The 24,370-nt window shown below is 53.8% G+C and carries 19 protein-coding genes; 2 read left to right on the forward strand and 17 right to left on the reverse strand.

Annotated features, from left to right (window positions below):
* Positions 1-94 precede the first annotated feature (94 nt).
* The gene (locus GO984_RS21725) at positions 95-1,321 is read left to right on the forward strand and encodes a caspase family protein (protein ID WP_157024653.1); all 1,227 of its coding nucleotides are present in this window, start codon (positions 95-97) and stop codon (positions 1,319-1,321) included.
* A 452-nt stretch (positions 1,322-1,773) separates the two neighbouring features.
* Here the strand turns inward: GO984_RS21725 and GO984_RS21730 are convergent, their stop codons facing one another.
* The 12 genes from GO984_RS21730 to GO984_RS21785 form a co-directional block, all read right to left on the reverse strand.
* Positions 1,774-2,439, reverse strand: a complete 666-nt coding sequence (locus tag GO984_RS21730) for an OmpA family protein (RefSeq protein WP_167740465.1) — start codon at positions 2,437-2,439, stop codon at positions 1,774-1,776.
* A gap of 189 nt (positions 2,440-2,628) precedes the next feature.
* On the reverse strand, positions 2,629-3,426 hold the full coding sequence (locus tag GO984_RS21735; protein WP_157024655.1) for a TIGR03084 family metal-binding protein: 798 nt from the start codon (positions 3,424-3,426) through the stop codon (positions 2,629-2,631).
* 222 nt (positions 3,427-3,648) lie between these two features.
* A complete protein-coding gene (locus GO984_RS21740; protein WP_157024656.1) occupies positions 3,649-4,716 on the reverse strand; it encodes an ABC transporter ATP-binding protein in 1,068 nt (355 codons plus the stop codon).
* Positions 4,717-4,762: 46 nt separating this feature from the next.
* Positions 4,763-6,502 (reverse strand): ABC transporter permease, encoded by a 1,740-nt coding sequence (locus GO984_RS21745; RefSeq protein ID WP_157024657.1) that lies wholly within the window; start codon positions 6,500-6,502, stop codon positions 4,763-4,765.
* 114 nt (positions 6,503-6,616) lie between these two features.
* Positions 6,617-7,948 (reverse strand): ABC transporter substrate-binding protein, encoded by a 1,332-nt coding sequence (locus GO984_RS21750; protein WP_157024658.1) that lies wholly within the window; start codon positions 7,946-7,948, stop codon positions 6,617-6,619.
* A 159-nt stretch (positions 7,949-8,107) separates the two neighbouring features.
* Positions 8,108-9,367, reverse strand: a complete 1,260-nt coding sequence (locus GO984_RS21755) for a sigma 54-interacting transcriptional regulator (protein WP_167740466.1) — start codon at positions 9,365-9,367, stop codon at positions 8,108-8,110.
* The gene (locus GO984_RS21760) at positions 9,364-11,370 is read right to left on the reverse strand and encodes an ATP-binding protein (RefSeq protein WP_157024659.1); all 2,007 of its coding nucleotides are present in this window, start codon (positions 11,368-11,370) and stop codon (positions 9,364-9,366) included. The genes GO984_RS21755 and GO984_RS21760 overlap by 4 nt, the downstream gene beginning before the upstream one ends.
* Positions 11,367-12,662 (reverse strand): ABC transporter substrate-binding protein, encoded by a 1,296-nt coding sequence (locus GO984_RS21765; protein WP_167740467.1) that lies wholly within the window; start codon positions 12,660-12,662, stop codon positions 11,367-11,369. The genes GO984_RS21760 and GO984_RS21765 overlap by 4 nt, the downstream gene beginning before the upstream one ends.
* Positions 12,663-13,390: 728 nt before the next feature.
* On the reverse strand, positions 13,391-13,618 hold the full coding sequence (locus GO984_RS21770; RefSeq protein ID WP_157024661.1) for a hypothetical protein: 228 nt from the start codon (positions 13,616-13,618) through the stop codon (positions 13,391-13,393).
* Between the two features lie 448 nt (positions 13,619-14,066).
* Positions 14,067-15,617, reverse strand: coding sequence for a TRAP transporter large permease (locus GO984_RS21775; protein WP_342448122.1), 1,551 nt, complete (start codon positions 15,615-15,617; stop codon positions 14,067-14,069).
* Entirely contained in the window at positions 15,614-16,093 is a 480-nt protein-coding gene (locus tag GO984_RS21780; RefSeq protein WP_157024673.1) for a TRAP transporter small permease subunit, read from the reverse strand. Before GO984_RS21780 ends, GO984_RS21775 begins: the two co-directional genes overlap by 4 nt.
* An 82-nt stretch (positions 16,094-16,175) precedes the next feature.
* Complete coding sequence (locus tag GO984_RS21785) at positions 16,176-17,261, reverse strand: TRAP transporter substrate-binding protein (protein ID WP_157024662.1); 1,086 nt, start codon at positions 17,259-17,261, stop codon at positions 16,176-16,178.
* A 399-nt stretch (positions 17,262-17,660) separates the two neighbouring features.
* On the opposite strand from GO984_RS21785, the gene GO984_RS21790 reads away from it, so the two are divergent.
* A complete protein-coding gene (locus tag GO984_RS21790; RefSeq protein ID WP_157024663.1) occupies positions 17,661-18,362 on the forward strand; it encodes a GntR family transcriptional regulator in 702 nt (233 codons plus the stop codon).
* 61 nt (positions 18,363-18,423) lie between these two features.
* Here GO984_RS21790 and GO984_RS21795 read toward each other — a convergent pair whose 3' ends face one another.
* The 5 genes from GO984_RS21795 to GO984_RS21815 form a co-directional block, all read right to left on the reverse strand.
* On the reverse strand, positions 18,424-19,653 hold the full coding sequence (locus GO984_RS21795; protein WP_157024664.1) for a cation:proton antiporter: 1,230 nt from the start codon (positions 19,651-19,653) through the stop codon (positions 18,424-18,426).
* 405 nt (positions 19,654-20,058) lie between these two features.
* Positions 20,059-21,207, reverse strand: coding sequence for a Gfo/Idh/MocA family protein (locus GO984_RS21800; RefSeq protein ID WP_425339667.1), 1,149 nt, complete (start codon positions 21,205-21,207; stop codon positions 20,059-20,061).
* 1 nt (position 21,208) lies between these two features.
* Complete coding sequence (locus tag GO984_RS21805) at positions 21,209-22,267, reverse strand: sugar phosphate isomerase/epimerase family protein (protein WP_157024665.1); 1,059 nt, start codon at positions 22,265-22,267, stop codon at positions 21,209-21,211.
* Between the two features lie 64 nt (positions 22,268-22,331).
* Positions 22,332-23,288, reverse strand: a complete 957-nt coding sequence (locus GO984_RS21810) for a substrate-binding domain-containing protein (protein ID WP_157024666.1) — start codon at positions 23,286-23,288, stop codon at positions 22,332-22,334.
* 101 nt (positions 23,289-23,389) lie between these two features.
* Positions 23,390-24,367 (reverse strand): ABC transporter permease, encoded by a 978-nt coding sequence (locus GO984_RS21815; protein WP_245227297.1) that lies wholly within the window; start codon positions 24,365-24,367, stop codon positions 23,390-23,392.
* Positions 24,368-24,370 lie beyond the last annotated feature (3 nt).

Below are 24,370 nucleotides of genomic sequence, written 5' to 3' on the forward strand. Positions count from 1 at the left end.
CGATATTTCACCTGATACAAATAGGTTCGCCACAAGGACGTACTTGATCTCCCCTCAGTGGGCGCTCAGTTCAATCAATAAGAAGGGATCACGGATGTTAAACACTGACTTCTTGCGGAAAAGCCTGTGCTGGGTAGCTGCCATTTTATGTTCGGCCGCCCTGCCCTTGCAAGCTCAAGCTGGCGGGCGTTTTGCTCTCCTTATCGGCAACCAGACATATGAGACCGCAGGCGTCCTGAGCAATCCGGGCAACGACACAGCTCTCTTGGCGCAAAGTTTTGGCGCTATGGGGTTTGAAGTGGAAGTGTTGATCGACGCTACGCAAGATACCCTTGGCGATGCTATTGACCGACTATCGGAGCGGTACGGAACCGCTGATACAGTGGCGGTATATTACTCAGGGCATGGGCTGCAAAAAGACGGGCGTAACTTTATGGTGCCGGTAGATGCCCGCATCACAAGTGCTGCTTCTATTGAGCGTGAGACCATATCAATGGACAGCTTGATCGAGGTCTTAAAGCCTTTTCCTATCAGCATGATCTTTCTTGATGCCTGCCGCGACAATCCCTTTGCCGCAAATTTGCAGGGCGGAACTTCAGCAACAAAAAGTGTCGCCCAAAGCCGGGGTCTGGCCGTTATGCGGGCCGAAGGTGATATGCTGATTACATATGCTACGCTGCCCAATACAACGGCCAGCGATGGGATGGGCAATAACTCCCCTTTCGCCGCCGCTCTGGCCCACCACATACGCACGCCCGACACAGAAATATCTGTGTTGATGAAGCGCGTAACCGGCGATGTGGTCGCAGAAACAAATGGCGTTCAACGCCCGCAGCAGATTTCGCAGATGCAGACCGAATTCTATTTCAAACGCACACCTAGCCCGGATGTCACGATCGACCCTTTGCGCACTTTACTTGCGGTCTACCCGCAGCAAGTCACCGCCGGGGAAGAGGTCTCTGTCGTTGCTGATGTACCACCGTCCTGCACGCCCTTCTTTACCAACTTCGCCCCTGACGGGAAATTGACTCCAATCCCACTGAAATTTTTCAATTCAATTCCGCTTTCAAATGGGCAGATCCGATACGAAATCTCGCCCGGGTCACGTTTTGGATTAGCCATTCAGGAAGAGGACCCTCACGGCACCCATAAATTGGGCCTTTTGTGCGAACCCGCGGGCGTTGGAAACGATCAAAACGCTGTACGAACTGTAATCGCAGCAGTTGCTGAACGCGTGAACGCCGGGGAGCTTACTGGATTTGTAAGCGCCGGGAGCCACGACCCGATCGAATACAGCTTCGAAAGTTTCACCGTTAGATAGCGCTTCTCAGCAAACCCAGATCAAAATACAAAAGGGCGCAACAGGGATGTCACATTTCAAGACGTCTGGGTACCATTTACGCCGCAGGGTCTGCAACTTTTGAGCCACCGCAACTCAGGCCATGGCCCTTATTAGTATACCCAACTTCTGCTTCCAGCACTTGAACGGTTGGGCCCCAATGCAATGGGCAACAGATATCCATTGCAGGGCAAAATCGAAAAGGCCGAGCCGAAACCGTCACACACTTTATGTGTGAATTCCGCTTCGTGCGGCCGGTTCTATGCTTGGATATCTATCGACCGGGCGAGGTACCATCACTTGCAGCAATTCGAATTCCAACCTAGCCAAGATTTGTATCCCTCATGATGTCCATGAGGGATTACGGAACAAATACTTGCTGATGCAGCCTACACAAACCACAGCCTTACTGGAGCAACTACGTTAGCCGCACATTAGCGAGGAACCAGCACCAGTTGCACCCGGCGGTTCTGTCCGTTTAGCGGATCACTCGGTGTCTTCAACCGTGTGAACCCCATGCCAGAGGCCAATGTACGGTCAACGGGTAACCCCCCCATATTGCGCACCAATGATGCAACGCTTTCGGCCCGGCGGGCTGAAAGGTTTTCATTGTAGGATGCAGACCCTTTGGCATCAGTGTGTCCAAGGAACAAAAAACGGTAGTCGTTGAAACGTTCAGACTGCAACAATTTTGCAAGGTCCACCAATTGCGGCAGCTGGTCGTCGCGTACGCGATCTGAATTGTAGTCGAACAGGATTTCCATATCCACAGACGGCAGCGGCTCTGTTGTGGAGATCCCAGCCCGAGCACCGGCAGAAGATACTTGTTGCGCAACCTCCTCGTGATCGACAATCGCGAGGTTGACAACATCTTCCAACGAGAAAGTAGAACCCGATTGATAGTCTGCACTGCTGCAGTTGGTAGGGTCAGTTAGGCAGGTTTCCAACTCTGAGGCTACAGCACCTACGTTCGCCACTGGCTGTGCCTCAGTGGCCGGTGTTTGCGGTTCCAGAGAAAAACTTTCCAACGTAATCGTTGATTGGGCAAATGCCTGCGAGGCAAAAAGAGAAATCACAATCGAGAGAAGATTCGTTTTCATAGCAATAATCACATGGCTGCTGCGGAGTTGGGTTAGCTTAGACTGCGACAAGTCAAAGTAACAACATAATTTGTAACCGCATGACTGGCTCTGCTTCATTCGCCAAGGTTGAAACTGGCGAAAACCTTCATTTTTTTGCGCCCCATTGAAAGGGAACCATTTCGTCGGCTTTACCGTAGGGGCGGCGGGTCATTCCATCTTGTAGCGTTGTCCGATGGTAGGGGGCGTTTCGGGTGGGCCTGCAAAGCACTGGGCCTGCTCCATCCAGTTGCACGCGATACTGCCGGTTACTTGCAATGACGTATCGGCAAGACTTCGGGTCTGGGTGACCACCTGTGCAAATTCGGTAGCTTGGCCGTGGACCGCATTGTCCTTTTGCGGCTCATTCCATTGCCAAACCGCACCGGACGGCCCCGTCAACTCCACATAGGGTGCTGGATTTGGTATCTCTTCTTTCCGATTGCGGAACGTCCAGCCAAATGTCGCAACGCCGAGATGGGCAATGTTGCGGATGCTGTCTTGTTCTTTTCGCTCCAAACCCAGCAGGTCGAACACCGCTTGTCCGTGCGCCCAAGTCTCCATTTGACGGGCAGTGATTGAGCTAAGCGCACTCATATCCGGCCCAATCCACTTCACGCGTAGTTTCGGATCAACCTGAGCGAAAGAGTCAGCGCAGTTTTCCGCACCTTCACGCCAGGCCTCAAACAGCGGTCTCCCTGACATCCCCTTTAGCCAGGGAAATTGACATTCCAAAATGGATTTCCCCATTTTCATGTCTGTAACTACGGGATCTATAAACTCCGCAAAAGCCTCGTCTCCTTTCAGCGACGCTTCAGCAGCCATGTTGAACAAGTGCAAATGACCCAGAATGTGATCGATGGTCCAGCTTTTAAACAAAGTGGGCCGGAAGAACTCAGCTTCGGGCAGGCTCTCTAGAATACCAGCCAGAGCCACGCTCTCTGCTCGAAAATCCCCTGCCTGCTGCATTTGCGTACCTTTTGCATTAGTCTGACACTCCCTAAATAGAGTGCCAGAAGGCAAAGGTACAGGCTCGCGCCCTTGCACCAAGCGCAGTTTTTCAAATCGTGTGACTGGGCAGTTCAGGAGATCGCCTCGTTCGCGACCAGAAGTCAGTGAGATCCAAAGGCAGCCCCGAAAGGACTTAGAATGCTAAGTTACTTTCGGAACCGCCAAACATTAAAGCTGGCATCAATGGGGATCAGCGATTACGACTGCGGTCTGAGCATTTATCTGCAGGGCCACATTCCCACCGATTTCCTGCCAGTCTGCACCTACGGCGTGGCTTTGATCGACGATGATTTCAGACCCTGCGGCCTCGACTATGTAGCGGATTTGACTGCCTAGGAACTCGCGGTGCAAAACCTTGCCTTTGATCGTGTCTCCGTTGCCGCTTGCCGAGATGGTGATGTTCTGCGGGCGCAGTACAATCGAGCCAGAGGTGACGTCGGTTGATCCAATTGGCAGTGCGTCACCGGTGCTGGTCACGAAACGCATCTGGTCACCGAATTTTTCAACCTTGCCGTTCAGCACGTTAGCGGTGCCAAGGAAATTGGCCACAAACAGGTTCTGCGGGTTGTCATACAGCACCTGAGGTGAGCCAACCTGCTGGATTACGCCGCCATCCAGCACCGCCATGCGATCGGATGTGGTGTTGGCCTCTTCCTGATCGTGGGTCACAAAGATGGTGGTCAAGCCCAGCTTGCGCTGTAGGGACAACAGTTCACGCCGCATCTGGACCCGCAGGTTGGCATCCAGGTTGGACAGCGGCTCATCTAGCAGCAGAACCTGCGGTTCAACAACGACCGTACGCGCCAGGGCGATCCGCTGCTGTTGGCCACCGGACAGCTGGTTAGGCATCCGGTCTGCCAGATGGCTCAGGCCAACCAGATCCAGTGCCGCATCCACCCGTGGACCGATCTCGTTGCGCGGCATTTTCCGCTCGCGCAGACCAAAGGCCACGTTGTCACGCACGCTCAGGTGAGGCCACAGGGCGTAGCTTTGGAACACCATGCCGACGTTGCGCTTCCACGGTGGCAGATCAACGATATCCTTGCCGCCGATCTTGATGGCACCACTGGGGCGTGGGCCAAAGCCCGCAATCGCCCGCAGCAGGGTGGATTTGCCAGACCCCGAAGGGCCGAGGAACGCAAAGAACTCACCCGGTTCGATTGTCAGGTTTACCCCTGTCAGAACCTCTGTGTCGCCAAAGGAGAGGTGGACGTTCTCAATTTCAATACCGACCATTTGCTGTTTCATGTTCGATCTCCTGCCCGCATGGGGGTCTTTTTGAATGATGTGAACATCACTGTTCTTGTCCGCTCATGCGGTATTTCTTGTCGCGCTCGACGACCATTTGCGAAAGGAAGGTTCCCAGGCCAACGATCAGCACTGCAACCAGACCCAAGGCTGCCCCTGCACCACGACCCGAAGGCGTCTGCATGAAGAGGTAGATGCCATAGGCAAGTGGCGCGTCACTGTCCGAGGACACCAACATGATGGTTGCCGACAGTTCCACCGCGGCGGTGGCAAAGCTGGTGACAAAGCCAGCCAGAATGCCGCCGGTCATCAGTGGGATCACGATCTTCTTGACGGTTCGGGCCTTGCTTGCTCCGAGGTTTTCAGCCGCTTCCTCAAGCGAGACGCTGACCTGCTGCAGGGCAGCGGTACAGGCACGCAGGGCATATGGCAGACGACGGATCATCAGGGCCAAAGCAATGATTATCCACCAGCTTGCCATAGGCTCGCCGCTGAATGGCACCTCCATGCCGTGGAACAGACGCAGATAGCCAATTCCCAACACAACACCCGGAACAGCCAGTGCGGCGGTTGCCAGATAGTCCAGCGCCTTTCGGCCAAAGATGTTGGTGCGCATTACGATATAGGCAATGGCTGTACCGATGATGATATCGGCCACGGCGGCCAGACCAGCGTAGATCACGGTATTGGTGATGTACTCGCCCGATGAGTTCCACATGGTGACAAAGTTCTGCATCGTGTAGCCGTCAGGCAATGGCGCATAGGACCAGATGGTGGCAAAGGACAGCAGGGTCAGACCTATGTGGGGTGACAGCACAGCCAGTAGGATCAGCGCAACAACGCCGTAGGCCATAATCTTTTCATGGGTGCGCAGGTCACGTTTGCTCAGACCGCCGCCACCTTTTTGAACGGTGGAGTAATCCTTGCCACGCATGAACAAGAACGAAGCCCAGAGCGAGAAGATCGAGAACGCCACAAGGATGAAGGAGATCACATAGCCCATTGGGTCACTGATGCCGATCGAAGAGATCCGCAAGAAAGCCTGGGGTGCCAGCATGTTGTTGACGTTCAACAGCAGCGGGGTGCCCAGATCGTCAAACACCTTGATGAAGACCAGCGCCGCACCAGCGATATAGCCAGGCATGGCCAGCGGGAACACAACCCGGCGGAACAGCCGCATGCCGTAGGAACCGAGGTTCTGCGCGGCTTCTTCCATTGAGCGGTCAATGTTGCGCAGCGAGGTCGACAGGTTGATCAGGATGAACGGGAAGTAGTGGATACTTTGCACCAGGATTACACCGTTCAATCCGTCCATGAAGGGGATCGAGACGCCGAACTTTTCCTTTAAAAGCAAGTTGATGGTGCCGTTGCGGCCAAAGATTAGCTGCATGGCAACCGCGCCGACAAAGGGCGGCATGATCAGCGGGATGAAGCCCAGAGACTGGATGATCATCGACCCGGCAAAGTTAAATCGGGTGGTGATATAGGCCAGCGGCAAGGCGATGATTGTGGCCACGACAACAGACATGGCCGAGACGTAGAAGGAGTTCCAGAAGCTTTCTCGGAACAGTGAGGAGCCAAAGAAATCCTGGAAGTTGTTGAGCGTGAGTGCCCCGGTATTTGGGTCCAGAAACGCGACATAGATAACCAGCAGAACTGGGATGATGAGCAGGCCGATCAGGAGCATGGCGATCAACGCAGCGACCATGCCCAATCCGCTGAGGCGCGGAAATAAGGCCGAGGGTAATTTGTCGGCTATAGAGCCGGGGCGAGAAGTGTCGGACATTGGGGTTCTTCCGTTGTCAAAACTGACGAATACGTGGTCCCTGCAAGCTGGGGGAGAGGCCGCTTGCAGGGATTGGTGTTGGCACGGGCCACAGGGGCCCGCGCCAGGTGCGCCTTACATTGCGGCGGCTTTCTCAGCGAGTTCCTGGGCACGGCGGTAGTTTTCTACAACCATGGCATCCCAGCCCTGCTCAACCTGAGCCTGACGTTCACCTACAGTGTCAGTCGCTTTCTTGCGCTTCTTGGTAAAGGTAGCTGCGAAATCAGCGTCCAAGCTCTGGGCTTCGTCGATTGGGTTGGCTTCGATCAATGCACGGGCTTCGGCGATCAAGGCCTTGGCTTCGGCGTTGTCACCTGTCGCGTGCTTGGCTTCGGCCAGCTGAACCGCACGTACGGCAGAACGCAGGTCGTCCAGACGATAGGTGATCATCACGTCGAACATCGAGTTCACGAGGTTGTAACGCGCCTTGGATTTGAACACGTCAAATGCAACGGCTGCACCAATGGTCGAGCCTTCGGCAAACGGATTCGGGAAGCCTTCTGGAGCAGCTTCATAGGTCGCCGGGTTCACAGGCAGACGCATGATGGCAGGATCCAGCAGAACCTCTTGGCCCGCTGGGGTCAGCAGGTATTCGATGAACGCGTGTGCGCCGTCACCGTTAGGTGCTTCGTTGACTACAGCGATGTTGGCCGGAACCAGAGCGGTGACTGTTGGATATGCAAAATCAACAGGGAAGCCGGAGGCTTTGGATGAGAAACCAAAGAAGTCGATCACGATGCCGAGGCCAAAGTTACCCGTGTTGACGCCATCAGGCACACCAAAGCTGCGCTCGGTGACGGTGGCAAAGTTACCAGCGATCCATTTCCATTCAGCCCAGCCTTTGTCCCAGCCTTCGCCCTGCAGCAGGGTTTCAACAGTCAGGTGCGTGGTGCCCGAACGCGATGGCGCAGACATGCCAACGTGGCCGTGGTATTCGGCGTTTTTCAGGTCCGACCATTCTTTGGCTGGCTCAAGATCGTTGCCCTTCAGGTAACGCTCGTTCCACATGATGCCGTAACCAGCAGCTGCAAAACCGATGTAGTTACCGTCGGGATCGTTGATCGGATAAGAACCGATGGTGTCAGGGATCCCAGCCGAGGTGACGTTGGCGGTTGCCAGCAGGCCGTCGCCCTTCAGAACTTCGAATGCGTCAGGAGCAGACGCCCAGAAAATGTCTGCGGTATTGGCGCCTGCAAGTTCCTGGATGTATTTCACACCAGCCGATGTTTTCTTGTTCAGGATCTCGAGGTCCACGCCAGGGTTGGCTGCTTCAAACGCAGCTTCAATCGGGCCAGTCATGGAGTTCGGGAACGAAGTGATAACCACCACTTTGTCCGCAGCCATGGCCATGGATGATGTGGTTGCAAGAAGTGCGGCAGCAAGCGTGCCACGTACATAAGATTTCATTGTATTCCTCCCAGAATGAAACCCGGCAGGCAAAGAACATCAGCCGGGTGGAGGAAATCATGACGACCAGAGGCGTTGTGTCAAATTATTGATATAATTGAATTTTTTTAAAAAAATGGGTCACTTTTGGCCCATGAATTGGGTCGATGTTCACCCATTTCAGTCAAGCCCAAGTGCCTTCAGTCTGAGGTACAGTCGTTTTCTTGGGATGCCCAACGACTCGGCGGCAATACCCTTGCGTCCACCAGCCTGCATGAGAGCATACCGTAGCATGGCCTTTTCGAACCGGGCCATGGCATCGTCGTAGCTATCTTCGGTTCCAAACGGGGCCTTTGCATCCGATGTTCCAGCGGACAAAGACAGTGGTAGACCAATCACCATTTTTTCAGCGACATTACGCAACTCCCGGACATTCCCCGGCCAAGTGTGAGCCCTCAATGGCTTTAGCATTTCCTGCGTTATTTCTGGCAGTTTTAGCCGGTGACGTGCCACTGCATCGCGAATAAAAAACTCTAGCAAGACAAAAAGATCATTCTCGCGTTCGGTTAGTGGTGGAAGAGAAATCTGAGCAACATTAATGCGGTAGAAAAGATCGGCGCGCAGACGACCATCCGCAATCAATTGCGATGGATCGGTTTGTAGCGAAGCAATGATACGCGGACCATCTATACCTCGTACTTCAATCAATGCCAGAAGACGAAGCTGTAGAGGTTCAGGCAAAGCTTCCAGTTCATCAAGAAACAAGACACCGCCATCTGCGCCACCGAGCCGAGCCTCTATTTCGGTTAGCCACTTGTCTTCTGTCAGCGTTCCACAATTTAGGGTTTGAAACTGCGTTTCTGCGCCCGGCGACAGATCATGAATGCACTGGGCCGCCAATTCTTTTCCAGTGCCGGTTTCACCCAACAGCAGTATATCGACCTTGAGAGGAGCCACAGCAAGAATTTCTTTGCGTAAGGCCCGCATGACTTTTGACCGACCGATGAGCCGAGTTTTCAATGCCCCGCCACCGGCAACAATATTTTTGAGGTTAGAGTTTTCTATCTGAAGGCGGCGCATCTCCAGCGCCCGGCGCACAACATCGACCAAATATTCTGGTCTAGTCGGCTTCTCCAGAAAATCAAACGCACCCGCCTTCATCGCACTAATTGCAGTTTGCACATCGCCATGGCCGGTGATCATGACAAATGGCACTTCAGGGTATTGATCTTGTGCGGCACGAAGAAACTCCATCCCACCCATGCCGGGCATACGAATATCTGAAACCACCACGCCGGGCCATTCAGGGTTGAGCTGGGGCAGAGCCAGGTTGGCGGAACAAAAACCTGTTGCAGGAAGGCCTGCATCTTCCAATGTATCGAGAACCGCTTCACGAAGGTCATCATCATCGTCGACGATATAGACTAGCGGTTCGGTCACGAGTTAGGATCTCCAGCGGGAAGGATCAGAACAGCACAGGTACCGTGAGGCGCATTATCGACCAACTTCAGATCCCCTCCCATTCCCTTAACAATGTTGTAGGAAATTGACAAACCCAGCCCGAGACCCTTCCCCACTTCCTTTGTCGTAACAAAAGGATCAAAAACTGATTCCGGCGACAGATCACCAAGCCCAATTCCGTCATCAGCCACGACTAGAGAAAACTGACCATCCTCAGAAATTCCGCTCAGGCCTATCTTTCCAGTCCCTCTACCAGTCGAATTGATCGCATCCAATGCGTTGGACAACAGGTTGACCAGTACCTGCTCAATCAGGATCTGATCACCCTGGACTTGGGCCTGTTCAAGATCCTGGCAAACCTCAAGTTCAATGCCCGGCGCGTCAATCCGCCCCTTCAGCAGCAACGCGCTCTCGCGGATCAGTGGGCCAAGCGACAAAACGTCTGAACGATATGTGGATCGGCGGGCGAAGCGTTTCAGATGAGTGATGGTCGCTTCCATCCGGTTTGTGAGCCCATCCATCCGCTCAATCTGACGTTGGACCATCTCTTCCGCCCCTTTGTCGTGGCCTTCCTTCAACAGATGAATGCGATGCTTCATCGCCGCCAGCGGTTGGTTCAGTTCATGGCTGATTCCAGATGACATTTGGCCCAGCGCAGCCAACTTACCGGCTTGGACCAAGTCTTCCTGGGTGCGCTTTAGTGTTTCCACAGCGCGGCGCCGTTCAGCCACTTCGGTCATCAGACGACTGTTGGCCTCGTCACGCGCTTGTACCGACTGCTGAAACACGCCAACGGCATGCGCCATCTGCCCAATCTCGTCATCACCAATCGGCGGCAGTTTCTCCGGTGGCTCGCCACGGGCGATAGCCATCATTGCAGTCGACATTTCACCTAAGGGCCGGATGATACCTTGCCGAACGTAACCAAACAGCGCCAACACCCCAATCAGTCCAGCCAATATCGTTAACCCGATGAGAACACGTATGGCCAACTGCGATCTAGCAGCCGAGGCCTGGGTCACTGCCAGGACCTGAACTCGTTGTATGGCTCCAATTCCGGCGAGTTCTGACTGAAGCCCCGCCAAACGTGTTTGCACGGAGTTCAGCAGGTCCAAAAGTTGCAGCTGACTGTCGAACCACCTGCCACGCAACGCAAACATTCCATTGCTCCCTTGCGCTAAAGGTCCGAGCGCTTGAACCGACTGACGCAATGTCAGGTATTCAGATGCATTTGGCAGAGCCGCCGCCATAATGCTGAGCCTAGTCATGGAATCCTCGGCTAGGTTGCGAAACTGGATAAGCTGCGTAGGTTCTGTTGCTACTGAACTTTGCACAATCAGCGTAACCAACGTGGCTGCCTCACCGCCGAGCTCCTGAACCAGATCGCGGGCGTCCCGTTCAGCGGTTATCCGTTCTGCAAGACCTGTGCGAAAAGCCCGATCAGCACTCTTAGCCAGGCTGTCGGTCGCCACCGCAATATTAAAGGTGAAGTCACTTAATAGGGGATCCACTTCGTCCTGTATGTCGACGTTCAACCAGCGCAGATCGCCGACTCGCGCTGTGATGCGACGCGCCAGATTGTGGCGTTCATCCAGCACTTCCAGAACTTGTTCCAGCATAGCCCGCAAACCGCCTCCGAGAGGTTTACCGCGTGCCGGGCCCGCACGATCAACCTGAGCCGAGATTGCAAGCACGACCTCCTCAAGAGACGCCTGAAACTGCATAGCCTGTTCACCATCTTGCCGCCCGACAATCGCGGCAGTGATGTATGCCAGCTTGGCAGAGTTTTCCGCCAGTTCACTGGCCAACGCGATTCGGGGAATATGCTCGCCGGCCAGCGTCGCATAATCTTCGTTGACTTGATTGAAGAACCAGATCGCGACTGCCAGCACTGCCCAAACAATTGTAACTACGGCTAGCACCACGACCATCAGTCTGGCCCAAATACTTGGCATCCAGCGGTTGGCAAAATTCAGGATCATTCTGGAGAGCCCGCCAACCGTTCCAGTTCGTCCAATAGAGACAATGCACTGCCAATTGTCGTCGTCGCACGCCTACGCCAGTGCTCAAGCACATCTTGCTGCAAAGTCGTCGGTGCTGAGAAGGCAGTTAAGCGAGTTGGCACAGCGTTAACATCCTGGGTCATCGCCTCTGCTTCTGTCACTGGCATCTGAACCAACAGTCTTTCCACTTCGGGCAATTGCGCTAAAATTTCCGCATCCGTAACCTGCTCCAAACGGCGCATTCGTCGCCAAGCCTCTTGTCGCTCCGAAAGTTGGAACGTCACAAATTCGTCAAACAAGGTATTCACGGCCCAATACCTGTCGCGGGCTAAAAGTGCATCATAAGGCAACCAGTTGACCCGAAGAGCGGCCTCAATTTCCTGGGCTGCAAGTCCGGCTCGGGCGCGTATTTCAGCGTTTATCGGTACTCGTCTAATATCGGGACGCAATAATAGCTCCTGTCCCTCAACTGACAAAAGCATGTCAACAAATTCGGTTGCCAAATCCGGCGATTGTCCACCTCGAAGAATTCCGATCTGCGCTGGCATCACCATAACTGGTCGCCCATACCGAAACATCAGTCCATTTTCTGACCTTGATAGAGTGAGAAAATCGATGCTGATACCTATCTCGAAACGTTGTTTCTCAATACCATCGATGACCCCGAAGCTGCGCGACGTGAGCGTTGAGAGATTACCTGACAAAGCCAGTAAATAGGCCCACCCTCCGTCCCAACCGCGAACCTGAAGAAATCGCTCAACGAACATATGCGCTGTGCCGGATCGCGACGGGCGCGTCATCGCAATTTCCCCAACATATTCGGGGCGCAACATATCATCCCATTCGTTGGGCCGCGGCAGAGATGAGTTGCGGTTTTGCGCCCAACCAATGGAGGAAAACGCAAACGGATAGAATGCAGCATTGCCCGTTTGGTTCGCCTGCCAATCGGTCATTGCTTCTGCATCGGGGCGAAACGCACCATGGGCATTCAACACTGCAAATGCCTCCGCCGATGACACCCAAAAGAGGTCGAAGTTGCGCGGATTACCACGCACAATTTCTTCGACACCCGCATTTGTATTTTTGTTCAACACATTCACCGCAACGCCGGGGTTGCGGTGTTCAAACAACTCAGCAAATGGCTTGAACAGGCTGGAGGGCATGGACGTCAAAACCCGCAGCTCACGAGCGTCTGCCGGGCTTACCGCTGCAATGATTAATGCAAACAGGTAGCAAGCCTGGATTATAATACAACGTCGGAGCTCTGCCATTAACATACGCCTGAATTTCCCCACGGGTGTCTCACAATTCTTGGCACTAATAGCAAAAGTGGCTGGCAAAAGGTATCTTCCCGTAAGATCCGTATTCCGGTACAGAACTCGCCTGTTGGATGCAGATACCATCGGTGATGGGTATGCAGCACAATATACCACGCTTCACAAAGCTTGAGATATTGGACTGCCCTGCTCCTAGCCGGGCAAAACAGAACCTAGCCAAAGGTTCATAGCGGTGATCTCGACTGGCTGCGCAGCAAGAGTTGCACGTCGGCCCAATGAGACACTCAGGTCTTGAGCCGATGAACCGAGACCGCAATCGGCTCACTTCAACATCCCGAGTTTAAGGTCGTTGCTCTTTGAATTGACAAGCTGTAACGCAGTTTTCGTCAACTCTGACCTTGGCAGAGCTGCACGGATAAGGTGATTTCAGAAGCATTCTGTGTGCAGGCGAGAAACTGCTTCAAAATGCATAAATCTATATGCGAATGCCGCACCAATCAGTGATGTCATTGGTCCCTTGGACCTGCCCCCAGCCCCCCGCTTGATTGAACCGGCAGCTCTGCGTTTCCAAGCAGCCAGTTCAAACAAGATTCGTCTCTCCGAAGACGCCGAACCAAGTACAAGTCTACCATGCGTGTGACCGAAACCAATTCTTTGCGTTTACCTCGTTACGGTTCACAATGATCGCGTATGCCTTTTTGTGCCCCTAGGATAAGCCGCTCTTAGCTTGATAGTTTTGGAGGAATCGGTTCGGCCTGAACGTCATGACGCCAAGCGGCCAAATCGTTGTTAATCCAGGACTTCACACGATCCAATCCTGGCGTGTTGCTGGCTTCTAAGAAGCGCAACATTTCTCGTGTTCCGTGCTGATAACCAGCACGATAGCTTTCCTCTGGATCGGTCTGCACACCTTCGAAGCCTAGGGGGCGATTAAATTTGCTCTGCGCCATGTCACTCTCGGTCCTTACTGTTTCGATATGTGGTTCGATTATGTCTAGTGCAGCGGGGTCAAGGATCCACGCCGCGTTTCAGCGCCAGTATCGCGGGTCAAAAATAACGATCCCTTAAGAACGTCCTCTTTTACCGATAGATAAAATCAAGACGCGGTCAGTGAGAACCCGCAGCGACGGAAAGCTTCCTCTCGGAGTGGGCTACCAGTATGTCTCCGCGCCTCCCTAACCAGGTTCGAGGGCCATCTATGCATCGGAGCATCGTCTGTTGAAGCGCTCCAAAATTTTCGCTCAGAAAAACGCAGATCCGCGCCTGTAAAATTCGCCCCCTTGGCAAAACCATGCCAAGGGGGCGGATCATCAGAACGCCGTCTGTGATCTCATATTTTTTGCGACATTTGCGCGAATACGCATGCAATATGGTCGGGCAAATCCAGTTTCATTGTGCTCAGAAAATTGCCGCGGGAAGCCAGGTTGCGAGCGAGGGCAAGGCCCAGACCAGCAGTACGCCAATGGCCTGCAGGCCAATGAAGGGCGCAACACCCGCGTAGATATGGCCCGTAGTCACTTCCTTGGGGGCCGCGCCACGCAGATAGAACAGTGAGAACCCAAACGGAGGCGTAAGGAAGCTGGTTTGCAGGTTGATGGCAATCAGAACACCCAGCCAAATCGGGTCGTGCCCCATTAGGATAAGTGTCGGAGTTACCAAAGGCAGGACAATGACTGAGATTTCAACGAAATCGAGAAAGAACCCCAAAAAGAAGATGAATATCATGCAGAACAGCAGCGCACCATTGGCACCGCCCGGCATGTTCGACAATAGCTCTGCCACCCGTTCCTCACCGCCAAGACCGATGAAGACCAGCGAAAAGATCCCTGCCGCTAGAATGGTGGCAAAGATCATGGAGGTCATCGTCAGAGTTGAATTCACCGCTTCATGCAGAACCTTTTGGCGCAGGGCGGCGTTCAACGCATATGCGATCGAGATAATGCCCACCAAAGTCATTACCGCATAAGCCGCGCCGCCTACATAGGATCCAAACCCCAGATCATTGCGTTGCAGACGAACCGGAAACAGACCTGCAAGAATTCCGACGGCCACCAAGGCTGCGGTTCCGATCAGGATCAAGCGTGGGTTAATGCCCAGCCTAATTCCAGCCATCAAAATGGCTCCGATGGCCCCAACAGATGCGGCCTCAGTTGGGGTGGCGATACCGCCAAGAATTGCGCCAAGTACGGCGAAGATCAGTAGAACTGGCGGTACAATCGCACGGATCACTTCGCCGCGGCCTGGTTTTGCCAAATCTGAGGGCGCTGGTGGCATATAGTGCGGGCGGATGACCCCAAGTACCAGAATGTAGATCAGATACAGACCAACGAGCAACAATCCGGGGATAATTGCAGCCGCAAAGAACTGGCCGACTGACAAAGCCTCAACCGAGAATTTGCCCTGTTCGTACTGCGCCTGCTGATAGGAATTGGACATCACATCAGCCAGAATGATCAGCAGGGTTGAGGGTGGAATGATCTGGCCCAGTGTGCCGGCCGTACAAACAATGCCACTGGCGACCCTTGGATCATAGCCCGAGCGCAGCATGGTTGGCAGAGCGATCATACCCATGGCAACAACTGTGGCCCCAACAATCCCTGTGGACGCCGCCAAAAGTGCGCCAACCAGAACCACAGAGATTCCAAGTCCACCGCGCAGTTGACCAAACAACCGCCCCATGGTGTCGAGCAAGTCCTCTGCGATGCGGCTTTTCTCTAGCACGGCGCCCATGAGCACAAAAAGCGGAATGGCAATCAGCACCTGGTTGCTGAGCAGCCCAAAGACCCTTTGTCCCATGGCGCCAAGTAGCGTGATATCCATCACGCCAAGCATCCAGCCAAGATAGGCAAACAGGATGCCAACACCAGCGATGCTGAACGACACAGGAAAGCCACTGAGGATCGCAACCATCAGGGCTGCAAACATAATTAGATCAAGATATTCGGTCACGAGGGTGCCCTTTGGGACAAGAGCCGGATCAGCACCGAGACCGATTGCAGCATAACAAGGATACAGAATGCGGGGATGAGTGTTTTCATCAGAAAGACAGCCTCGATCCCGCCGACGGACAGCGGGCCTTCAAGAATTTTCCAGGAATTGCGCACCGAGGGCCATGACCAGTAGAGCAGCGCGGCCATTGACGGCAGCAACAGGAAGAGGTGGCCAAAAATATCGATGCGGCGTCGGGTAGCCGGACTTGCCTTGGCATAAAACACATCAACGCGAACGTGTTTATCGACCAACAGCGTGTACCCCGCCCCCAGCATGAACAGAGTTGCATGCAGATAGAGCACGCTTTCCTGAGCAGCGATCGAGTTCACGCCAAACACGTAGCGCCCCATCACGATGGCAAACTGGATCAGCACCATGAACAACGCCAGCCAGCGCACTAGATTTGCGGTGGTTGTGTTGATCCTGTCGATCATAATCGCAATGCGTTCCAATGACTTCTCCCCGGCTTGGAACTGATGGGCGCGCGCGGTACCGCGCGCGCCCGATAGATAAAGGTTAGTATCCCATAATGCCCGCGCGGGCATTCATCTGACCGTTGTCAGCATAGGTCATATACCCACCAACCGAGTCACGATAAGCGACAAAGCTCTCGGTGATCCGCTTGACCAACTCGTCATCATCCTGACGCAGTTCGTCAATCACTTCACCAGCGGCTTTACCCATCGCCTTGATGACATCCTCGGGGAACATCTTGACCATCACACCATGCTCTTCGACCAGCTTCTTCAACGAAAGTGCGTGTTTGGTTGTGTATTCGGTCCAGACCGGGTTGTAGAGGCTTTCACAAGCAAAGCTGACCGCCTGCTTCAGGTCATCTGGCAGTTCGTTGTAAACATCGCCGTTTACACCACATTCTTCAGCCGACGATGGCTCGCCCACACCTGGCCAATAGTAGTTCTTGGCGACCTGATAATACCCGAGTGCGCTGTCAGTCCACGGACCGATAAATTCACCCGCATCCAATGCACCGGTTTGCAGTGCCTGGAACATTGCCGGGCCGCTCATCGCTTCAGCTGCCATTCCGAGCTTAGTCGCCATCTCCGAGGCAAGCCCGGTGGTCCGGAACTTCAGACCTTTCAGATCTTCGGCCGAGTTGATGTCGTTGCGGAACCAACCGCCCCACTGCGGGCCCGAGTTGCCACACAAGAACGGCTTGATGCCAAACCGGCCATACATCTCGTCATACAGCGCCTGACCGCCACCATGGTACAGCCATCCAAACTGTTCATCCGCACGCAGGCCAAAAGGCTGCGAACCGAACAGTAAAATACCCTTGGATTTTGACCCCCAATAAGCAGGCACCGCATGGTACATCTCTGCTGTGCCTTCACTGACCGCATCAAACACACCGCGCCCCGGTACAATCTCACCAGCCGCATACAGTTTCACCTCGATGCGACCGCCGGACAGCGTACCGATCCGATCAGCCAGATTCTGAGCAGCTACACCCGGACCAGGCAGGTTCTTTGGCCATGCTGTTACCATTTTCCACTGGCGTTTGCCCTGTGCAACGGCCGGGCTGGCCAGAGCCGTGGTTGCGACGCCCAATGCGCCAGCTTTCAAAAACTTGCGTCTTTCCATTGGTCTTTCCTCCATGTTGATCTTGTATTCCAACTGTTCCGGTCGCGTTCGACCCACGTCAATTAACTTCGCCTGACCCTGTCGGGCTCTTTCACTGCATCTTGCAGAGATGATATTTCCAATCTGCCCCGACTGAACAGCAGGTGTCGAGACTTTGGCAAGTTCACCACCTTCGACATGGGTTGCTCCATTTAAAAGTTCGTGCTTATTATGAATAAGCGCCTACATAATAATGTCAACGGAGTTGTGTGCGACAGATAAGCAATGCCATTCATGTAGCCGTAGTTTTGGGAAGGAAGACAGGAATGAAAACTTCAGTCACAAATGATGGTCGTCATTTTGTTCGAGATCGTATAGTCGGCATATTCCAATTAAACATTGAGAAACTGGAGCTGGGTTTTGAGCGCTGAAGTTCGACACTCCTGGGTAGATATCAGAAATTGGGTTCACGCGCGGATTCTGGACAGAACCTACAGGCCCGGCGACAAGCTACCCAGAGACGAAGATATAGCAAATGAACTTGGATGTGCACGCAGCACTGTGCAACGGGCGATGCGTGATTTGTCCGACGCAGGCATTGTCGAACGCAAGCGCAAAGGCGGAACACAGGTTCGTGCCCACCCGGTCACGCGCGCCACACTCGACATACCAGTTACCCGCAACGAAGTAGAACAACGCGGCAGCGTATATGGGTATCAGCTATTGACCCGGGTTATTGATGAGATTCCACTGGCCGTGATGTCGAAGTTTTCTTTGCGTCAATCCAAACAGATGTTGCATGTCGAGGCGCTACATCTCGCTGACCAGCGGCCCTATATTCTCGAAGATCGTTGGATCTGCACCGAAACAGTGCCGGAAGTCATGAACGTAGACTTAGTCGAACAGAGCGCCAATGAATGGCTGGTTCACAACAAGCCTTACAGCCATTGCGATCTAAGGTTCTACGCAGTGCAGGCTGATGAGTACACGGCCCGACAGCTTGACGCGCCCTTAGGGTCAGCGCTTTTTGTGATGGAGCGGACGACCTGGATCAATCTTTCCCCAATTACGACCGTGCGCGCAATAACAACGCCGGGTTATCAGTTACTTACGCAAATCTGACCACCAACAGGCACGATCAAAACACTCCCCCTCCGGAAGCCGTCGATGCTGTAGACCACAGTTAACCGCGCGCCATCTTGCGCGCCATTGGCGCAATTGTAAGACCTTGGATAAGAATCGAGAAGATCACCACCATATAGGTGACGCTCAAGATCATTGGCTTCCATTCGCTGTCGGGCAGCGCCAGTGCCAGCGCGATCGAGATACCGCCCTTGAGCCCACCCCAGGTCATCAACGGGATGATATCGCCTTTGATGACGCCTGGGCCACTCATCATGACGCTGGGAACAGCGACCGCCGCCAGGCGCCCGAACAGCGCCAGTGCGATCGCATAGATACCCTGCAGCAAATAGTCATCGGTAATCACAAAGATCTCGAAACCAATCATTACAAAAAGGATTGCGTTGAGAATTTCGTCGACCAACTTCCAAAATGCATCTACGTAACCGCGCGTTTCCTCGCTCATTCCGTCGCGCATGCCAACATGGCCAATGAACAGGCCAGCCACGACCGCCATGATCGGGGCTGAGATATGCAGGTATATCGACAAGATGTATCCACCAAAGGCCAGCGCCAAAGTGATCAGCACTTCCAGAGCGTAGTCGTCAATGCGCTTCATGATCTGGAAGGTGCCCCAACCAAGGGCAGCCCCCATTGCAGCACCACCGAGAGCTTCCTGAACAAACAGAATGGCACCATCAGAAACTTCCGTGACATGGCTGCCAACAACCGGGAATGCCATCGCGACCAAAACCAGGTAGATCACGTAGGCAACACCGTCGTTGAAGAGGCTTTCGCCAGCAATTTTTGTTTCAAGTGATTTACGCAGGTTCGCCTCGCGCAGAACACCCAACACCGCAACCGGATCGGTGGGCGAAATCAAGGCGCCAAAGACCATTGCAACCAACAGGGGCATGCCAGTGATCCATGAAAACCCAAATCCAACAATAGCGGTAGAGAGAGCGACGCCGAGAGTTGCCATAAGAAAAACAACGCCTGCCTGGCTGCGCAGCTCGCTGATAGACACATGAAGCGCTCCGGCGAAAAGTAATAACCCCAGCATGCCTTCAAGGAGTGCTTCGGAAAATTCAAACTCGCCCACAATTTTGCGCACTTCATCGCCAATTTGCAGCGCAGGAAACAATGTGTCGAACCCCAGGATGCCAAGCGAAGCCAAGAGAGCAACAACAAGGATCCCGATGGCCTGAGGGAGTTTCAAAAAATGATAATTGAGAACCCCAAATAGTGCCGCGAGGACGATCAGTATTGATGCGATCTGTAGCAGGTCCATCGGCTTTCCATCTTGAGTTAGCCGATTACGGCTGGTTCCCCTTCCCGCTAAACCATGGCTCTGAGAAGGAAGCTTGGCGCCTTCGCACCAAAGTATCCAGATCTCGCGTGAAGCGCACAACAAGAAAGCCAGGCCCGTTCTCTGATATGGGTATCACTATCAGATCTGTGGCGGACAACAACTAAATACTCCACACTGTCCAGTCGGCACCGAACCAACCGAGACCTGCAGCTTCAGACAGGTCCGCAACCTAGTCAGCCGGGTCCTTTAGGCCCCAACGTCATGTAGGAGCGATATTTGTAACCCAGCGCTGACTTCCCCCAGCACCATTGCTCTGCTCCCATCAGGAGTGCCTTAACGCCAAAAAGCCAAAATCAATGCCGATATGCGTTCCGCGATATCGTGTCAGACAACAACCCAAGCGGCATTTCTCTCAGATGACTTCACACAGGCATCAATGAACTGAACCCCTCTAAGGCCATCGTGGATAGTTGGAAACTGAACACCTGACGGAATTGGTTCTCCTGCAACGTAAGAACGGATAGCTGCAGCGGCTTCGGTGTAAATATTGGCAAATGCCTCCAGGTACCCCTCTGGATGTCCGCCCGGCGTTCGCGTCATTCGGTTAGCCGAAGGAGTCGCCCCGGTGCCACCTCTGGTCAACAGGCGCTTTGGTTCACCAAATGGGGTGTACCACAGATAGTTTGGATCCTCTTGTGCCCACTCAAGACCGCCCTTCGATCCATAGACACGAATTTTCAAGGCATTTTCGTTGCCTGGCGCAACCTGACTGGACCATAGCATGCCGCGCGCGCCGCCCTTAAACCGCAGCATTACATGGGCATTGTCATCGAGTTGACGACCCGAAACAAAGCTTTGCAGATCTGCCGACAGGCTTTCTGCATCCAGCCCAGTGACAAAGCTCAATAAATTGAACGCATGGGTACCTATATCGCCAATACACCCGCCAGCGCCAGATCGCGCCGGATCAGTGCGCCATTCGGCCTGCTTGTTGGCGTTGACTTCCTCCGCCTCGGTCAGCCAATCCTGTGGATACTCTGCCTGAACCACGCGGATGTCACCCAACGTAGCAGAGGCGATCATGTCACGCGCTTGCCGTATCATTGGGTAACCCGTGTAATTGTGGGTCAGAACAAACAGTGCGTCCGATGCTTCGGCAACCTTCACCAGCTTACGCGCATCTGCAAGAGTTGAGGTCAGTGGCTTATCACAGATCACATGAATACCGCGACGTAAAAACTCTCGTGCGACCGGCGCGTGCATATGGTTTGGGGTGACGATGGCAACCGCCTCAATCCCCTCTTTCAGCTTTGCTTCGCGGATTGCCATGGATTTGAAGTCATCATAGGTTCGGTCTGCTGCCAACCCAAGCGCGGCACCCGAGGCCCGTGCTTTTTCAGGTGTGGATGACAGGGCCCCAGCGATGAGCTCATATTCGCCATCGACACGCGCCGCAACCCGATGAACAGCACCGATAAAGGCATCATTGCCCCCGCCAACCATCCCCAGACGAATTGGTTTTTTGCTCATCATTTCAATCACCCAACCCCAGCATACGCCGGTTTGCTGCTTCGTCTGTTCCGCCATCGGCAAAATCATCAAAAGCTTTCTCAGTAACACGAATGATGTGATCTTTGACGAACTGCGCACCTTCTCGTGCACCGTCCTCAGGATGTTTCAGACAGCATTCCCATTCCACTACAGCCCACCCGTTGAAATTGTTGGCAGCCATCTTGGAAAATACGGCGCCGAAATCCACTTGTCCGTCGCCCAGCGAACGAAAACGTCCGGCGCGGTTGGTCCAGCTTTGATAGCCAGAGTAGACACCCTGGCGTCCGGTGGGATTGAATTCGGCATCCTTGACGTGGAACATTTTGATCCGGTCCTTGTAGATGTCGATATTGTCCAGATAGTCGAGACACTGCAGAACATAATGGGACGGGTCGTACAGCATATTGGCGCGAGCATGGTTGCCAACACGGTCCAGAAACATCTCAAACGTCACACCATCATGCAGATCCTCGCCCGGATGAATTTCATAGCAAACATCCACACCCATTGTTTCTGCATGGTCCAGTATTGGCTTCCAACGGCGGGCCAATTCATCAAATGCGGTCTCCACTAAACCCGCAGGTCGCTGCGGCCATGGATAGATATAGGGCCATGCCAAAGCCCCAGAAAAAGTTGCGTGCTCCGAAATCCCCAGGTTGTGACTTGCGGTGATAGCCAGCTTCACCTGCTCTACCGCCCAGGATTGCCGCGCCTTAGGATTTCCGCGCACTTCGGGGACCGCAAAGCCATCAAATGCGGTGTCATATGCGGGATGAACCGCCACCAGCTGACCCTGCAAGTGCGTCGACAGCTCGGTGATTTCCACGCCGTTTTCACGGGCAACACCAACCAGTTCCTCACAGTAGGAGCGTGAACTTGCAGCTTTGAGAAGATCAAAAATACGACCATCCCAACTGGGAACTTGGACCCCCTTGTAGCCACAATCTGCCGCCCATTTGGTAATGCTGTCCCAACTGTTAAACGGCGCATCATCGCCTGCAAATTGCGCCAAAAATAATGCGGGGCCTTTTAGCGTCTTCATCGTCCTATCCTCCGGTTGCGAGAAAGGGGCACAAATGCCCCTTTCTGTGTTGAGTGTTCAGATCTCAGAACGGAGAATCGGGGAAGTAGAACGAAGCCGCATTTTCAGGGGTGATGAGTGTCGCACCCAAAATGTAGCGACCAGCAACAGGGCCATTCGATTTGAACGACGCAACGGTGACATCCATAGCTGTAGCGATCATCGAAGGCGGATACAGAACGTCAACTGGCACCAAGGTTTCACCATCCATGATGGATTTGATGGTTTCTTTCATGCCAGCGCCGCCAACTACAAACATACCATCGCCATCACGGCCCGCTTGCTTCAGCGCTGCCACAACACCAATCGCAATGTCGTCATCCTGCGCCCAAACCGCATCGATATCGGGGAAACGGCTCAGGAAATCCTGCATCACCTCAAACCCGTCATCCCGGTTCCAGTTGGCATGTTTGTGATCCAGCACGTTGACGCCTGAACCTTCCATTTCAGCCATGAAGGCGTCAAAGCGCTCATTATCGATCAGCGTAGGGATGCCACGCAGGATTACGATGTTGTCACCAGATTCCAGGCGGGTTTTCATATAAACTGCCGAAACACGGCCCATTTCCGGGTTGTTGCCAGCAACATAGATGTCTTCGATCCCGGGCTGGCTCAGGCCGCGATCAACAACTGTAATCCGTGCGCCGGAATTTTTGACGTTCAACACCGGATCGGTCAGCGGTTCGGATTCAAAAGGCAGAACAACAAGCGCATCGATCTTATGAACCGAAACAAGATCCTCTAGGGCACTCGCCTGTGCGCTTGGGTCTGGGGAGTTCACGAGGATAAGATCCACGTCAGGGTACAAGGCTTCAAGGCGCTTTTCAGCCTGTTCAGCATGCCAGTTCATACCAGCGGCCCAAGCGTGGGTCGGCGTTGGATAGCTGACACCGATTTTGATGTTTTCTGCGCTGGCTAGTGACGCGGTAATCGCTAACGCGCCTGTCAGGGCCATCGCACCAATTGCATTCAAGCGTTTCATCGTAATCTCCTCCCGAGATTTTGGACGCACCTTTCCTGTCCGGTGGCGCCCGGTTCGTTTTTTCAACATGGGGACAGGACCCCGGTTAGGAATTGGTAGTCTTAGTTAGTTTTGGCCTTTGCTTTGCCCCAGTCACCGCGCTGCAACCAGACAGCTATGATGATGATAAGGCCTTGCATGGTTCCGTTCAGATAGTTGGAAATCAGATCGGTAAAGTTCAGAATATTGCCGATAGTGGTCAGGATCAGCGCACCAAGGATCGTACCTCCAATCCGACCATATCCCCCTTTGAGAACAGTCCCCCCGATGATCACCGCGGCAATGGCCTCCAGCTCCCATAACACACCGGTCGATGAAGATGCCGACCCTAGGCGTGGCACATAGATGATGGTGGCCAGCGATACACAAAGTCCTTGAATGACATAGGTCATTGTTTTGACCCGGTCGACTTTGATGGCTGAATACTTCGCGACAGCTTCGTTCGACCCAATTGCCGTACAATAGCGGCCAAAGGCGGTGCGGTTTAAAAGGAACCACCCAAGAACCGCAACCACAATGAAGACCCAAACCGGGATCGGAAGACCTAGGAAGCTGCCGTAGTAGACAGGCCGATATGTGCCACGGATCGCGAAATCCAACGACAAGGTGCCGCCGTCAGCGAAGTATGTCACCAGAGAGCGGTAAATGCCCATAGTGCCAAGCGTCACAATAAAGGCCTCGATCTTGCCTTTGGTGGTCAGCATTCCGTTGATCCACCCCGCGCCAATACCCAAAACAATTGAACACCCACACCCCAGCAAAACAGTGGCGAGCCCAGGGCCCAAAGTTTCCACAGCGCTGTTCATGATGATAATCATAACACCAGCAATTGCAGCTGCCATTGACCCAACAGAAAGGTCGATGCCCCCCGCTGTGATGACGAATGTGGCTCCAACCGCGATAATCCCGATAAACGCAGACCGGGTTAGCAGGTTTGTCAGGTTGCCCTCACTCAAGAAAGCAGGGTTAAGTAGGAAACCAATGATGCAAAGCAGGATCAGGGCAATTGCCGGACCAGCCGTTTTGATGTCAAAACTCATCCG

The organism is Parasedimentitalea huanghaiensis, from assembly GCF_009753675.1.
Lineage (GTDB): Bacteria > Pseudomonadota > Alphaproteobacteria > Rhodobacterales > Rhodobacteraceae > Parasedimentitalea > Parasedimentitalea huanghaiensis.

Excerpts from the sequence above, each read along its gene's own strand:
- GO984_RS21725 (WP_157024653.1), top strand. The coding sequence starts at position 95 with ATGTTAAACACTGACTTCTTGCGGAAAAGCCTGTGCTGGGTAGCTGCC.
- GO984_RS21730 (WP_167740465.1), bottom strand. The coding sequence starts at position 2,439 with ATGAAAACGAATCTTCTCTCGATTGTGATTTCTCTTTTTGCCTCGCAG.
- GO984_RS21735 (WP_157024655.1), bottom strand. The coding sequence starts at position 3,426 with ATGCAGCAGGCAGGGGATTTTCGAGCAGAGAGCGTGGCTCTGGCTGGT.
- GO984_RS21740 (WP_157024656.1), bottom strand. The coding sequence starts at position 4,716 with ATGAAACAGCAAATGGTCGGTATTGAAATTGAGAACGTCCACCTCTCC.
- GO984_RS21745 (WP_157024657.1), bottom strand. The coding sequence starts at position 6,502 with ATGTCCGACACTTCTCGCCCCGGCTCTATAGCCGACAAATTACCCTCG.
- GO984_RS21750 (WP_157024658.1), bottom strand. The coding sequence starts at position 7,948 with ATGAAATCTTATGTACGTGGCACGCTTGCTGCCGCACTTCTTGCAACC.
- GO984_RS21760 (WP_157024659.1), bottom strand. The coding sequence starts at position 11,370 with ATGATCCTGAATTTTGCCAACCGCTGGATGCCAAGTATTTGGGCCAGA.
- GO984_RS21765 (WP_167740467.1), bottom strand. The coding sequence starts at position 12,662 with ATGGCAGAGCTCCGACGTTGTATTATAATCCAGGCTTGCTACCTGTTT.
- GO984_RS21770 (WP_157024661.1), bottom strand. The coding sequence starts at position 13,618 with ATGGCGCAGAGCAAATTTAATCGCCCCCTAGGCTTCGAAGGTGTGCAG.
- GO984_RS21780 (WP_157024673.1), bottom strand. The coding sequence starts at position 16,093 with ATGATCGACAGGATCAACACAACCACCGCAAATCTAGTGCGCTGGCTG.
- GO984_RS21785 (WP_157024662.1), bottom strand. The coding sequence starts at position 17,261 with ATGGAAAGACGCAAGTTTTTGAAAGCTGGCGCATTGGGCGTCGCAACC.
- GO984_RS21795 (WP_157024664.1), bottom strand. The coding sequence starts at position 19,653 with ATGGACCTGCTACAGATCGCATCAATACTGATCGTCCTCGCGGCACTA.
- GO984_RS21800 (WP_425339667.1), bottom strand. The coding sequence starts at position 21,207 with ATGATGAGCAAAAAACCAATTCGTCTGGGGATGGTTGGCGGGGGCAAT.
- GO984_RS21805 (WP_157024665.1), bottom strand. The coding sequence starts at position 22,267 with ATGAAGACGCTAAAAGGCCCCGCATTATTTTTGGCGCAATTTGCAGGC.
- GO984_RS21810 (WP_157024666.1), bottom strand. The coding sequence starts at position 23,288 with ATGAAACGCTTGAATGCAATTGGTGCGATGGCCCTGACAGGCGCGTTA.
- GO984_RS21815 (WP_245227297.1), bottom strand. The coding sequence starts at position 24,367 with ATGAGTTTTGACATCAAAACGGCTGGTCCGGCAATTGCCCTGATCCTG.